This is a genomic window from Sphingobium sp. WCS2017Hpa-17 (assembly GCF_031843765.1).
GTDB lineage: Bacteria > Pseudomonadota > Alphaproteobacteria > Sphingomonadales > Sphingomonadaceae > Sphingobium.
Window position 1 is genome coordinate 507,211 of sequence record NZ_JAVTIV010000001.1, and the last position, 12,055, is coordinate 519,265.

Genomic DNA, 12,055 nt, shown 5'->3' on the forward strand with positions numbered 1-12,055 from the left:
TCTGTTTACCGGTCCGCATCAATAAGGACGCATGAGCCGCCACCTTCACGACGATTTTGCCCAATCTCTCGATCGCAAACCTTTGCCCACGATGGTGGACGGTGACCTGTTCGGTCCGTGCAGCAACATGATGGTGGAACTCGGCCGGGCGCAGCGCCGGTTTGAGGCGACCTTTCATCATGCCCCGATCGGCATCGCCCATGTCGGGCTGGACGGTCATTTCCTGCTGGTCAATCCGCGCTTTTGCGAAATCAGCGGTTATGATGCCGATACGCTGATTCGTACCGGTTTTCAGCAGATCACCCATCCGGACGATCTCAACGCCGACGAAGCGCTGCTCGCGCGGCTCAATGCCGGCGAACTGCCCCGCTACTCCATGGAAAAACGTTATATCCGTTCTGACGGCGCGGTGATCTGGATCAACCTGACCGTGGCCATGGTGCGCGATGACAATGACCGGCCTGAATTCTACGTCGCCGTGATCGAGGATCTGTCCGACCTGCGACAGGCGAGTTTCGAAGCGATGCACGACCCGCTGACCAGCCTGTGCAACCGGCGCGGCTTTGCCTGCCGCGCCAAATATGTCCTGACCCATGCCGCGCAGACGGGCCGTTCCGCCAGCCTGCTGTTCCTGGACCTCGACGGTTTCAAGCAGTTGAATGACGGCCATGGCCATGCCGCCGGCGATGCCTGTCTCGCCGATATCGGCGCGATCCTGCGCAGCCATACGCAGGCGGGCGATGTGGTCGCCCGGCTGGGTGGCGACGAATTTCTGATGCTGCTGGCCAATCGGGAAGAAGCGGCCGTCGCCACTATTGCCGAAGATGTGCGACTGGCGCTGGCCGCCTATGGCATGGGGATCAGTGGCACTCTCGGCCTCGTCACCACCGACCGGCCCGATCCGGCTGATCTCGACCGGCTGATCGCCTGCGCCGACGATGCGATGCGCGATGCCAAGCGCGCCGGCAAGAATCAGGTGCGGGTCGCCGCCTTCACCTGACGGTGTCGTCGGGATAGGTCGCCCGCACGAAATACAGCCCGTCCGGCGGCGCATTCAGGCCCAGCGCGGCCCGGTCCTTCGCCTCCAGCGCGGCGCTCAGATCATCGGCGCTCCATCGGCCCATGCCGACCATCGCCAGACACCCGACCATCGAGCGTACCTGATGATGCAGGAAGGAGCGCGCCGCCGCATGGATGGCGATGCGATCGCCGTCGCGTTCCACCGCCAGCAGGTCCAGCGTCTTCACCGGACTATGTGCCTGGCAATGGGCCGATCGGAAGGTGGTGAAGTCGTGCAGCCCCACCAAAATCTGCGCGGCCTCATGCATCGCATCGGCGTCCAGCGGCTGGATCACCCGCCACATCAGCCCCCGATCGAATGTCAGCGGCGCGCGGCGATTGGCGATGCGATAGACATAGGATCGGCCGATGCAGGAAAAGCGGGCATGCCAGTCGTCCGGCATCACCTCGCACGCCAGTATCGCCACCGGATCAGGCCGCAGCCGCGCATTGACCGCCTCCATCAGCCGGAAGGGAGCGATATCCTTCTCGATTTCCGCATGGGCGCGCATCGCCAGCCCATGCACACCCGCATCGGTGCGCCCGGCCGCATGGATGACGGCGCGCTCGCCCGTCACCGCGAAGAGCGCGTCCTCGATTGCCTGCTGCACGCTCGGCCCATGCGCCTGCCGTTGCCAGCCCATGAAGGGCCGGCCGTCAAATTCGACGGTAAAGGCGAAACGAGTCACGATCCCGCCTTCATGGGGCCATCACCCATCCACGCGGCTCCCCGCTGGCATCTCAAAACCGCGCAGCAATTCGCCCGGTGACATCGCGCCCTTGCCCGCCCGCTGGATCAGGGTGGGTCGGATCGCGTCATGGCCGCACCCGATCAGCAGGCTGTCGTCCAGCAATTCGCCCGCCGTTCCGGCATGATGCTCGATATGTGCGGCAAGGATGCGAAATCGCTCGCCGCCATATTCGAAGAAGGCGCCGGGGAAGGGGTTGAAGGCGCGAACCTGCCGTTCGACCTGATGCGCGTCCCTGGTAAAGTCGATCCGTGATTCCGCCTTGTCGATCTTGGCGGCGTAGGTGACGCCGTCCTCCGGCTGCGCCATCGGCGGATGCAGCGAAATATCGTCCAGCACTTCGATCATCAACGCCGCGCCGGCCTCCGCCAGTTCGGCGGTCAGCGCGCCGGCGGTCTTGTCCTCGACCGGCGTGACATGCTTGGCGCGCATCGGTCCGGTGTCCAGGCCAGCCTCCATGTCCATGATGGTCACGCCGGTGACATTGTCGCCGGACAGGATCGCCCGCTGAATCGGCGCCGCCCCCCGCCAGCGCGGCAGCAGCGAGGCGTGGATGTTCATGCAGCCATGGCGCGGCGCGTCCAGCACGGCGCGCGGCAATATCAGCCCATAAGCGGCGACCACCGCGACATCGGCGCCCAGCGCGGCAAATGCGGCCTGCACTTCCGCATCCTTCAGCGAAACCGGGGTGCGCACTTCTATGCCCAGTTCCTCCGCGCGCATATGGACGGGGGAAGGCCGCAACGCCTTGCCGCGACCGGCGGGGCGGGGCGGCTGGCTATAGACCGAAACGACGTCATGACCCGCCTTGACCAGCGCGTCGAGCGCGGGAACGGCGAAATCGGGGGTGCCCATATAGATGATACGCATGATAGGGCCTCAAAGCTCTTGTCGGGATGACATGCAACCCCTTATCTCATGATATGGCCTCTCCTGAAATCGAAGCACTCACGCAAGCCTTGTCCCGCCTGCCCGGTCTTGGCCCCCGTTCGGCGCGGCGGGCGGTGTTGCATCTGCTCAAACGGCGCGAGGGCGCGATGGAACCGCTGCTGCGCGCGCTGGAGGCCGTGAACGAGCGGCTTGTCACCTGCCATCTCTGCGGCAATGTCGATACGGTCGATCCTTGCGGCATCTGCACCGATCATCGTCGCGATCCGCGCGCGCTGTGCGTGGTGGAGGATGTGTCGGACCTGTGGGCGCTCGACAAATCGCGCCTTTTTCCCGGCCGCTTCCATGTGCTGGGCGGTCGCCTGTCCGCACTGGAAGGGGTGCGGCCGGAGGATCTGACCATCGACGCGCTGATCGCACGGCTGGAGCCGGGCGGCATAGACGAGGTGGTGCTGGCCATGAACGCCACGCTGGAGGGGCAGACGACGGCTCATTATCTGGCCGAGCGGCTGGAGCGCTTTCCGATCCGACTGACCCAATTGGCCCATGGCGTCCCGGTCGGCGGCGAACTCGACTATCTGGATGAAGGGACGCTGGCGCAGGCGCTACGCGCGCGGAGGCCGGTGGGGTAGGCTGCTGTCCTACTGCCCGTCATCCTGCTATGAACGACCCATGATCTGTCGCGCTGCTTGTAATTTCATTTCCTACTCTTGATCTGAAATTTCAGGATTTGCGGGAAATATGCGAAGTTAAGCGGTGCGCACCCCTTGTGGCCCCGCTTGATATTTCCGCCTGTTCCGCCTATGTTCGGACCATGGCTATCCGTCCCATTCTCGAAGCGCCCGACCCGCGCCTGCGCACGATCTCGACCCCTGTCGAGGCGATTGACGACGATCTGCAAGTGCTGATCGATGATATGTTCGAAACCATGTACGATGCACCGGGTATCGGCCTCGCCGCGATTCAGGTCGGCGTGCCCAAGCGGGTGCTGGTCATGGACCTTCAGGAACCCGAATCGGACGAAGAAGACGCCAAGCCGGTGAAAAGGCCGATGGTCTTCATCAATCCGGAAATTCTCAAGGGTTCAGAAGAATTGTCGGTCTATCAGGAAGGTTGCCTGTCGGTGCCCGACCAGTTTGCGGAGGTCGAACGTCCCGCCGTCATTCGCGCCAGCTGGATGGACCGTGAAGGCCGCATCCATGAAGAACAGCTTGAAGGGCTGCTGGCCACCTGCCTCCAGCATGAAATGGATCATCTGGAAGGCATCCTCTTCATCGACCATCTGTCCCGCCTGAAGCGTGACATGCTGATGAAGAAACTGACCAAGGCCCGCCGCGCCGCGTGATATGATCCGGCGCATAGCCAAAACAAAGCCTCCCCAAATTGCCTTGGGGAGGCTTTGTTTTTTTCAGCCGTGATTGGTGAAATCAGCCCACGCCCTCGGTATCCAGCGCATAGCCGGCCGACCGCACGGTACGGATGATGTCCTGATACTGGCCATCGCCGTTGATCGCCTTGCGCAGGCGCCGGATATGGACGTCGACGGTGCGCAGTTCGATGTCGCTGTCCTGTCCCCAAACGCTGTCGAGCAACCGCTCGCGCGAGAAGACCCAGCCCGGATGCTCCAGAAAATGTTTGAGCAGGCGGAACTCGGTCGGGCCGAGCGGGATCACCTGACCGCCGCGGCGGACCTTGTGCCCCACCGTGTCCATCTCGACATCGGCGAAGGTCAGTGTCTCGCCGGCCAGCGCAGGGCGCACGCGGCGCAGCACTGCGCCGACACGGGCCACCAGTTCGCGGGGGCTGAACGGCTTGGTTACATAATCGTCCGCACCGGTTTCCAGACCGCGCACCCGATCCTCTTCCTCACCGCGTGCGGTCAGCATGATGATGGGCACATTGGCGGTGCCGTTCATGCGGCGCAGGCGACGGCACACCTCGATGCCGGACAGGCTTTCGACCATCCAGTCGAGCAATACGATGTCGGGCGTGTTCTCCTGCGCCATCAGCAGCGCTTCCTCGCCATCGACCGTATGGGCGACGTCGAAATCCTCGCGCTTGAAATGCCAGATCAGCAGTTCGGCCAGCGCTGCGTCATCCTCGACCAGCAGCATTTTTGCTCGTGCCATGGATCAGTCCTCCGGCTGGATGTCGGCGCCGCGCTCACGCTCGGGCAGGGTCTGGCCGGTGGCGGCATAATAGACCATCTCCGCGACATTGGTCGCATGGTCGCCGATCCGCTCGATATTCTTGGCAACGAACAACAGGTGCGCACATTCGCTGATCGTCTTGGGGTTTTCGACCATGAACGTCACCAGCGTGCGGAACACGCTGTTGTAGAAATCGTCGACCACCGTGTCGCGCTCGATCACCGCCAGCGCCAGATCGGCGTCACGCGCGGCGAAGGCGTTCAGCGCATCATGCACCATCTCGCCTGCGACCTGACCCATCGACGGGAGGAGCGCGATCGGCTCCAGCGTCCGCTTGTTGGTCGCGATCAGCGGCACGCGCTTGGCGATATTCTTGGCATAGTCGCCGATGCGTTCGACGACGCTGACGATCTTCAGCGCGGCGATGACGTCGCGCAGGTCGTTGGCCATGGGGGCGCGGAGCGCGATCACCTGAATGACCAGCTTCTCGACTTCCGCCTCGATCGCGTCGATGCGCTTGTCGTCGGCCACGACCTCGGCGGCCAATGCCTTGTCCTGCCGCTGGAGCGCCAGCATCGCATTTTCGATCGCCGCTTCGGCGCGACCGCCCATTTCGGCGATCAGCCCGCGCAGCCGGTCGATTTCTTCGTCAAATGCCTTGATCGTATGTTCAGCCATGATGTCTCTCCCCCGGATCAGCCGTAGCGGCCGGTGATATAATCCTTGGTCCGCTCCTGGCGGGGATTGGTGAAGATGTCGCTGGTCACGCCATATTCGACCAGATCGCCCAGATGGAAGAAGGCGGTCCGTTGCGACACGCGGGCGGCCTGCTGCATGTTGTGCGTCACGATGACGATCGCGTAGCGGCCGCGCAGTTCGTGGATCAGCTCCTCGATCTTGGCGGTCGCGATGGGATCGAGCGCCGAACAGGGTTCGTCCATCAGGATCACTTCGGGCTCCACAGCGATGGCGCGGCCGATGCACAGCCGCTGCTGCTGGCCACCCGACAAGGCGGTGCCGCTGTCATGCAGCCGATCCTTGACTTCGTCCCACAGGCCCGCGCGGCGCAGCGACTTTTCGACGATCACATCCATGTCCGCCTTGCCCGCGGCCAGTCCGTGGATGCGCGGTCCATAGGCGATATTTTCGTAGATCGACTTGGGGAAGGGATTGGGCTTCTGGAACACCATGCCGACGCGCGCGCGCAACTGCACCACGTCCATCGACGGGGCGTAGATATTCTCGCCGTCCAGCGTGATTTCACCTTCGACCCGCGCCGATGCGACCGTGTCGTTCATGCGGTTCAGCGTCCGCAGGAAGGTCGACTTGCCGCAGCCCGACGGGCCGATGAAGGCGGTGACATGATCCATGCCGACGTCGATCGACACGCCCTTGATGGCCTGCTTCTCGCCATAGAAAACCTTGACGTCGCGAGCCGACATCTTGGGATCGGCGATGGTCAGGTTGGTTTGTGATTCTGTCATGGGTGTGATTACCACCGTGTTTCAAACTTGTTGCGCAGGTAGATGGCGAGGCCGTTCATCGCGAGCAGGAAGACCAGCAATACGATGATGGCGGCAGATGTCTTTTCGACGAAGCCCTTGGACACTTCATCCGACCACAGGAAAATCTGGACCGGCAGCACGGTCGCGGGGTCGGTGATGCCGCCCGGCGGGGTCGCGATGAAGGCGCGCATGCCGATCATCAGCAGCGGCGCGGTTTCACCCAGCGCGCGGGCCATGCCGATGATGGTGCCGGTCAGGATGCCGGGGAAAGCGAGCGGCAGCACATGCTGGAACACGACCTGCACCGGTGAGGCGCCAATGCCGAGCGCCGCATCGCGGATGCTGGGCGGCACCGACTTGATCGCATTGCGGCCCGCGATAACGATGACGGGCATCGTCATCAGCGCCAGCGTCATGCCGCCAACCAAAGCGGCCGATCGCGGCAGATGGGCGAGGTTCAGGAAGATCGACAGGCCCAGCAAACCAAAGATGATGGAGGGCACGGCCGCCAGATTGTTGATCGACACCTCAATGATGTCGGTCCACCAGTTCTTGCGGGCATATTCCTCCAGATAGAGGGCCGTCGCCACGCCCACCGGGAAGCTGAGGATCAGCGTGACCAGCATGGTCAGCAACGATCCCTTGAACGCGCCCCAGATGCCGACCTGCGTCGGATCGGTGCCGTCGCTGGCGGTCAGGAAGCTCAGGTTGAAGCCGGTCGACAAGACGCCCTGTTGTTTCAGCCTTGCGACCTCTGCCTCCATTTCGGGCGAACCCTTGCTCTTGGCGGCCAGGTCCAGGCCAGTGGAGGCCGGGACGCTGATCGTGGCGGTGCGGCTCAGGATCGACGGATCGGCCTTGATCGCGTCACGGATGCTGATCCAGGCAGTCGGCGACAGCAGCGCGTCTGCCTTGTCGCCCAGCGCGGTCTTGGCGACGGTGCCGGTCACCATCGGCAGATTGGCGTTGGCCAGAGCCTCGTCCGTGATCGCCTTGGGATCGAGCAACAGCGGCGAAGCCGGGAAATCGACCTTCAGCGCAATCTCGGTCCGGGTGAAGCCGCGTAGACCGTTGCCCATCATGGTGACGAGCAGGAAGGCCAGAAAGGCGGCGGACAGGAGGACGGCGAACAGACCTGCGAACTTGAAGCGGCGTTCGGCGGCATAGCGCCCCGCAATCCGCTTGCGCATGGCCTCCGACTTCCAGTCGGTGGGGTTGCGTGTGCTCATTAGTCGTAAGCCTCGCGATATTTCTTCACGACCCGCAGGGCCACGATGTTGAGCAGCAGGGTGACGATGAACAGCACCAGACCCAGCGCGAAGGCGGCCAGCGTCTTGGCGCTGTCGAACTCCTGATCGCCGGTCAGCAACTGGACGATCTGGGTCGTCACCGTGGTCACGCTGGCGAACGGGTTGGCGGTGAGGTTGGCAGCCAGACCAGCGGCCATCACCACGATCATCGTTTCACCGATGGCGCGGCTGACGGCCAGCAATACGCCGCCGACGACGCCGGGCAGGGCGGCCGGGATCAGCACGCGGGTGATCGTCTCGCTGGTGGTGGCACCCATGGCAAGGCTGCCGTCGCGCATGGACTGCGGCACGGCGGCGATGCTGTCGTCGGCCATGGAGGAGACGAACGGAATGATCATCACGCCCATGACAAGGCCGGCGGCCAGCGCGCTTTCAGACGACGCGCCATGGATGCCGATCATGACGGCGAAGTCACGCAGGGCAGGGGCGATGGTGAGCGCGGCAAAATAGCCGTAGACCACCGTGGGCACGCCCGCGAGCATCTCCAGCGTCGGCTTCATCCACTTGCGCACGGTCGGGCTGGCATATTGCGTCAGGTAGATGGCGCTCATCAGGCCCAGCGGGATCGCCACGATCATGGCGATGATCGCGCCGATGAAGATGGTGCCCCAGAAAAGCGGCACCGCGCCGAACGCATCGTCATTGCCATAGCCCATGGCGGCCGACTGCGGCGACCATTTGGTACCGAACAGGAAGTCGATGGGATTGACCATCGAGAAAAAGCGGAAGCTTTCCCACAGCAGCGAGGCGACGATGCCCAGCGTGGTGATGATTGCGATCAAGGAGGCGATCAGCAGCGCCGCCATGACCAGCCGCTCGACCCGCGTCCGTGCCCGGAAATCGGGGCGGACGCGGGTGAAGGCGAAGGCACCGCCGGCAAAGGCCAGCACCAGCGCCAGTACGGCGCCGGCGATGCCATATTTGTTGAGGGCAGCGCGATAGGGTTCGACCAGGCCCTGCGACAGGGGATTGAACGCCCCAGCCTGGCTGCCATTGGCGATCGCCCGTGCTTCGCCAAGGATGGCGGAGCGGGAGAAGGCGTCGACGGGCAGGCTCTGCGCCGCCGGATCGGCCAGCACGCTTTGCGTGACGAGGCCGGGCGCGACATTGGCCCAGATCGCCAGGAAGATCGCGGCGGGGACAAGCGTCCACAGCGCGACATACCAGCCATGATAGCCGGGCAGCGAATGGACGGCGTCACGGCGCCCGGTGGCGCGCGCGGCGGTTTGCAGCCGCAGCGCGCGGGCGCGGGCGCTGACCCAGGCGATCGCGCCCAGGCCCGCGAGCAGCAGGAGGATGGCAGGACCGGTCATGTCGCCCTTACTTCAGCTGCGAACCGTCGAGGACGGTCAGCGCCTTGACGATCTCGGCGCTCTTCTTGCGGACATCTTCCGGCGCCGCGACCATGCCGCGCTTCGTCAGCGCGCCGTCCGGGTTCCAGTTGGCGGCGAAGGTGTTGAGGAAGCCCTGAAGGCCGGGGATGGCCGTCATATGCGCCTTCTTCACATAGATGTAGAGCGGACGGGCGCCCGGATACTGGCCGGTCGACACGGTTTCATAGGTCGCCTCGACGCCGTTGATCGGCACGTCCTTCAGCGTGTCCTTGTTTTCTTCAAGGAAGCTGTAGCCGAATACGCCGACCGCATTGGGGTTCGCGCCCAGCTTCTGCACGATCAGATTGTCGTTTTCGCCCGAGTCGACATATTTGCCGTCTTCACGGATGCGGGTGCAGGTCGCCTTATATTCGTCCTCGCTCTTTTCCTTGAGCGCCTTCATCGCTTCGTCCGACTGGCAACCCTTTTCCAGGATCAGTTCGGCGAGCGAGTCGCGGGTGCCGCTGGTCGAAGGCGGACCGAAGACGGAGATGGCGATCGCGGGCAGGCTGGGGTCCACATCCTTCCAGGTCTGGGCCTTGTTCGGACCCTTGCCATAGGGATTGGCGGCCAGCGCCTCATAGACGATCTTGGGGGTCAGCTTCAGGCCCGGACCCTTGTTCGATTCGGCAAAGGCAAGGCCGTCGACGCCGATCTGGATTTCGATGATGTCCTTCACGCCGTTGGCGGCGCACTGCTCATATTCTGCCTTCTTCATCCGGCGCGATGCGTCGGCGATGTCGGGATGCTGGGCGCCCACGCCCGCGCAGAACAGCTTCATGCCGCCGCCGGTGCCGGTCGATTCGATGATCGGCGACTTCATGCCGGCATTGCCCTGCACGAACAGTTCGGCAACGGCGGTGGCGAAGGGGTAGACGGTGGACGAACCGACCGCGCGGATCTGGTCGCGGGTCGCGCCTGCGCCACCGGACTGATCGCCGCAGGCGGCAAGGCTGAGAACGCTCACGGTCGTGGCGGCGAGCAATGCGAATGTCTTCACGGAAACCTCCATAAACAAGGCCGCGATTCGCAAGTCGCCGCCCCCCTGTGGAAGCGCCCTAGCCGCGGACAGTCGCGCCTTTGTGACAGTCAGGTTTCGTTTTTATGACATCGTCCCTGAAAGCGCGGAAGGTCGCTTCTTTTCGTCATTTTTTGCAGGCGCTTCCTCGACCGGCGGGGGCAGCAGCACGGTGATGGTCGTGCCCTTGCCCAGCGTGCTGGCGATGTCGAATCGCCCACGATGCCGTTCCACGATATGCTTGACGATGGCCAGGCCGAGGCCCGTGCCGCCCATGGCCCGGCTGCGGCCAGAATCGACACGGTAAAATCGCTCGGTCAGGCGCGGCAAATGATCGGGGCCGATCCCTTCGCCCTCGTCTGCAACGGTCAGCCTGGTCATGCCGCTCGGCCCGTCGTTCAGCGTCACACGGATCGGCGTGCCGGGGCGGCCATATTTCACCGAATTGCCGATCAGATTATGCAGCAACTGGGACAGTTGCGCCCGATCGCCCTGCACGCTCGGCAATTGCGGAGCGATCTCCATTTCTACTTCGCGCCCCCGGTCGCCATGGCTGGATCGGAAGACGCCGACCACCTCTGCCGCCAGTTCCGACATGTCGACCAGCGCATCTGGCGCACGATATTTCTCCGCCTCGATCCGGCTCAGCGAAATCAGGTCGTCGATCAGGCGCTGCATCCGCCGCGCTTCGCCGTCCATAATCTTCAGGAAGCGCTGGCGCGTTTCGGTATCCTTACCCAGTTCCGGGTCGGCCAAAGTCTCGATGAAGCCCAATATGCCGGCCAGCGGCGTGCGCAGTTCATGGCTGGCATTGGCGACGAAATCGACCCGCATCCGCTCGGCGGCGTGGGTGCCGCTATGATCGACCAGATGGACGAGGCGGCGGATATCGGCGACCTGCCCGATCGGTGCCACGCGCATCTGCCAGCGCTGGTCGCGGCTGCCCAGGCCTACCAATTCCACCATAACCGGCTCGGCCATTGGCGCATTGTTGGCCAGCCGTTCGGCGGCGGCGGGGTGCCGGATCGCGATGCGGGCATCCTCGCCCTCGATATGGTTACCCAGTAAGCGTTGCGCCGCCCGATTCGCCCGCACGATCCGCCCGCGCTCTACCAGCATCAGCGGGTCGGAAATCCCTTCCAGCAGGCTGACGAAATCGGGATGGGCGATCAGGTCGGGCGTATCCAGTGGGACCTGCGCAGACACCGGCCGGACCGCAATGCCCTCGGCGCAGATGAGCAGTACGATCAACCCCGCCAATATCGGCAAGGCAATGGTGAGGGGCGAAGCGCCCAGCAACAGCGCGCCGCCGGTACCAAGCAACAGCATGGCGAGGGAGGCCGTAATCTGGGATATTGTCAGTCGATTCATGGTTACCGCGCTGGATTTGTCGCGCAATTGCTGCGATGGCTATTGCAATAGTGTGCAATCTTTACGCTTTGACAAGCGGGACGAACGGATCTTGACGCAATGAGCGACCAGAAGCCCGAACAGGATGATGCGCAGGCGCCCGATGCAATGGCTGCGCCCGATGTGCAAGCATCGCCGGACTCTCTGGCTGTGCCGACTCGTCGTCAATTGCTGATGGGCGGTGCGGTGGCGGCATCTGCCATCGTGTCGATTCGCCCTGCGCTCGCCAATACCGCCGCGTCGGTGCTCAACTGCACCATTCCCGTACCGGATCAGGGGCGTGCCGGCAATTTCATTGCACCCAGTGGTCAGCTGGTGCCTGCGGGTACGCCCGGCGCCTATCCGGGGACGGGCCGCAGCTTCACCGGCGAACAGGTGAAGCAGGCGCTGCGTGGCGGGCGGCTGCCCGGCACTGGTTATGAGCAGAATCAGGCCTATCTCAATTATATCCGCCGGCTCCAGCGGGGGACGAGCGGCTTTACCTGCTACGCCTCGCTGCAAATGCCGCGCTGATCCGTTCTGCTATCGCCCTGAGATGATCTGAACGAATACGGGTTGCCTGCGTTGACGACGTCGAACCTGCAACGGTCCGA

General features: G+C 63.7%; 13 protein-coding genes. 4 read left to right on the forward strand and 9 right to left on the reverse strand.

Annotated features, from left to right (window positions below):
• Window positions 1-31: 31 nt before the first annotated feature.
• Window positions 32-1,000, forward strand: a complete 969-nt coding sequence (locus RQH62_RS02380) for a diguanylate cyclase (RefSeq protein WP_311267129.1) — start codon at window positions 32-34, stop codon at window positions 998-1,000.
• On the opposite strand, the gene truA is transcribed toward RQH62_RS02380, so the two are convergent.
• Window positions 993-1,748, reverse strand: a complete 756-nt coding sequence (gene truA / locus RQH62_RS02385; protein WP_311267130.1) for a tRNA pseudouridine(38-40) synthase TruA — start codon at window positions 1,746-1,748, stop codon at window positions 993-995. The genes RQH62_RS02380 and truA overlap by 8 nt on opposite strands.
• Window positions 1,749-1,769: 21 nt before the next feature.
• Entirely contained in the window at window positions 1,770-2,678 is a 909-nt protein-coding gene (gene fmt / locus RQH62_RS02390; protein WP_311267131.1) for a methionyl-tRNA formyltransferase, read from the reverse strand.
• A gap of 53 nt (window positions 2,679-2,731) precedes the next feature.
• On the opposite strand from fmt, the gene recR reads away from it, so the two are divergent.
• Window positions 2,732-3,328: a recombination mediator RecR gene (gene recR, locus RQH62_RS02395; protein WP_120249372.1), complete on the forward strand. Its 597-nt coding sequence runs from the start codon at window positions 2,732-2,734 to the stop codon at window positions 3,326-3,328.
• Window positions 3,329-3,510: 182 nt separating this feature from the next.
• Complete coding sequence (def, locus tag RQH62_RS02400; RefSeq protein WP_311267132.1) at window positions 3,511-4,041, forward strand: peptide deformylase; 531 nt, start codon at window positions 3,511-3,513, stop codon at window positions 4,039-4,041.
• An 82-nt stretch (window positions 4,042-4,123) separates the two neighbouring features.
• Here def and phoB read toward each other — a convergent pair whose 3' ends face one another.
• The 7 genes from phoB to RQH62_RS02435 form a co-directional block, all read right to left on the reverse strand.
• On the reverse strand, window positions 4,124-4,825 hold the full coding sequence (phoB, locus tag RQH62_RS02405; protein WP_311267133.1) for a phosphate regulon transcriptional regulator PhoB: 702 nt from the start codon (window positions 4,823-4,825) through the stop codon (window positions 4,124-4,126).
• A 3-nt stretch (window positions 4,826-4,828) separates the two neighbouring features.
• Window positions 4,829-5,524 carry a phosphate signaling complex protein PhoU gene (gene phoU / locus RQH62_RS02410; RefSeq protein WP_311267134.1) on the reverse strand — a complete coding sequence of 232 codons (696 nt, stop codon included), beginning with the start codon at window positions 5,522-5,524 and terminating at the stop codon, window positions 4,829-4,831.
• A gap of 17 nt (window positions 5,525-5,541) precedes the next feature.
• A complete protein-coding gene (pstB, locus tag RQH62_RS02415; RefSeq protein ID WP_311267135.1) occupies window positions 5,542-6,330 on the reverse strand; it encodes a phosphate ABC transporter ATP-binding protein PstB in 789 nt (262 codons plus the stop codon).
• Window positions 6,331-6,338: 8 nt separating this feature from the next.
• Window positions 6,339-7,580, reverse strand: coding sequence for a phosphate ABC transporter permease PstA (gene pstA / locus RQH62_RS02420; protein WP_311267136.1), 1,242 nt, complete (start codon window positions 7,578-7,580; stop codon window positions 6,339-6,341).
• Window positions 7,580-8,974 (reverse strand): phosphate ABC transporter permease subunit PstC, encoded by a 1,395-nt coding sequence (gene pstC / locus RQH62_RS02425; RefSeq protein WP_311267137.1) that lies wholly within the window; start codon window positions 8,972-8,974, stop codon window positions 7,580-7,582. The genes pstA and pstC overlap by 1 nt, the downstream gene beginning before the upstream one ends.
• Window positions 8,975-8,981: 7 nt before the next feature.
• A complete protein-coding gene (locus RQH62_RS02430; protein ID WP_311267138.1) occupies window positions 8,982-10,046 on the reverse strand; it encodes a substrate-binding domain-containing protein in 1,065 nt (354 codons plus the stop codon).
• 90 nt (window positions 10,047-10,136) lie between these two features.
• A complete protein-coding gene (locus RQH62_RS02435; RefSeq protein ID WP_311267139.1) occupies window positions 10,137-11,423 on the reverse strand; it encodes an ATP-binding protein in 1,287 nt (428 codons plus the stop codon).
• A 99-nt stretch (window positions 11,424-11,522) separates the two neighbouring features.
• On the opposite strand from RQH62_RS02435, the gene RQH62_RS02440 reads away from it, so the two are divergent.
• A complete protein-coding gene (locus RQH62_RS02440; protein WP_311267140.1) occupies window positions 11,523-11,975 on the forward strand; it encodes a hypothetical protein in 453 nt (150 codons plus the stop codon).
• Window positions 11,976-12,055 lie beyond the last annotated feature (80 nt).

Coding starts and splice junctions, on each gene's coding strand:
- RQH62_RS02380 (WP_311267129.1), top strand. CDS start 32: ATGAGCCGCCACCTTCACGACGATTTTGCCCAATCTCTCGATCGCAAA.
- fmt (WP_311267131.1), bottom strand. CDS start 2,678: ATGCGTATCATCTATATGGGCACCCCCGATTTCGCCGTTCCCGCGCTC.
- recR (WP_120249372.1), top strand. CDS start 2,732: ATGGCCTCTCCTGAAATCGAAGCACTCACGCAAGCCTTGTCCCGCCTG.
- def (WP_311267132.1), top strand. CDS start 3,511: ATGGCTATCCGTCCCATTCTCGAAGCGCCCGACCCGCGCCTGCGCACG.
- phoB (WP_311267133.1), bottom strand. CDS start 4,825: ATGGCACGAGCAAAAATGCTGCTGGTCGAGGATGACGCAGCGCTGGCC.
- phoU (WP_311267134.1), bottom strand. CDS start 5,524: ATGGCTGAACATACGATCAAGGCATTTGACGAAGAAATCGACCGGCTG.
- pstB (WP_311267135.1), bottom strand. CDS start 6,330: ATGACAGAATCACAAACCAACCTGACCATCGCCGATCCCAAGATGTCG.
- pstA (WP_311267136.1), bottom strand. CDS start 7,580: ATGAGCACACGCAACCCCACCGACTGGAAGTCGGAGGCCATGCGCAAG.
- pstC (WP_311267137.1), bottom strand. CDS start 8,974: ATGACCGGTCCTGCCATCCTCCTGCTGCTCGCGGGCCTGGGCGCGATC.
- RQH62_RS02430 (WP_311267138.1), bottom strand. CDS start 10,046: ATGGAGGTTTCCGTGAAGACATTCGCATTGCTCGCCGCCACGACCGTG.
- RQH62_RS02435 (WP_311267139.1), bottom strand. CDS start 11,423: ATGAATCGACTGACAATATCCCAGATTACGGCCTCCCTCGCCATGCTG.
- RQH62_RS02440 (WP_311267140.1), top strand. CDS start 11,523: ATGAGCGACCAGAAGCCCGAACAGGATGATGCGCAGGCGCCCGATGCA.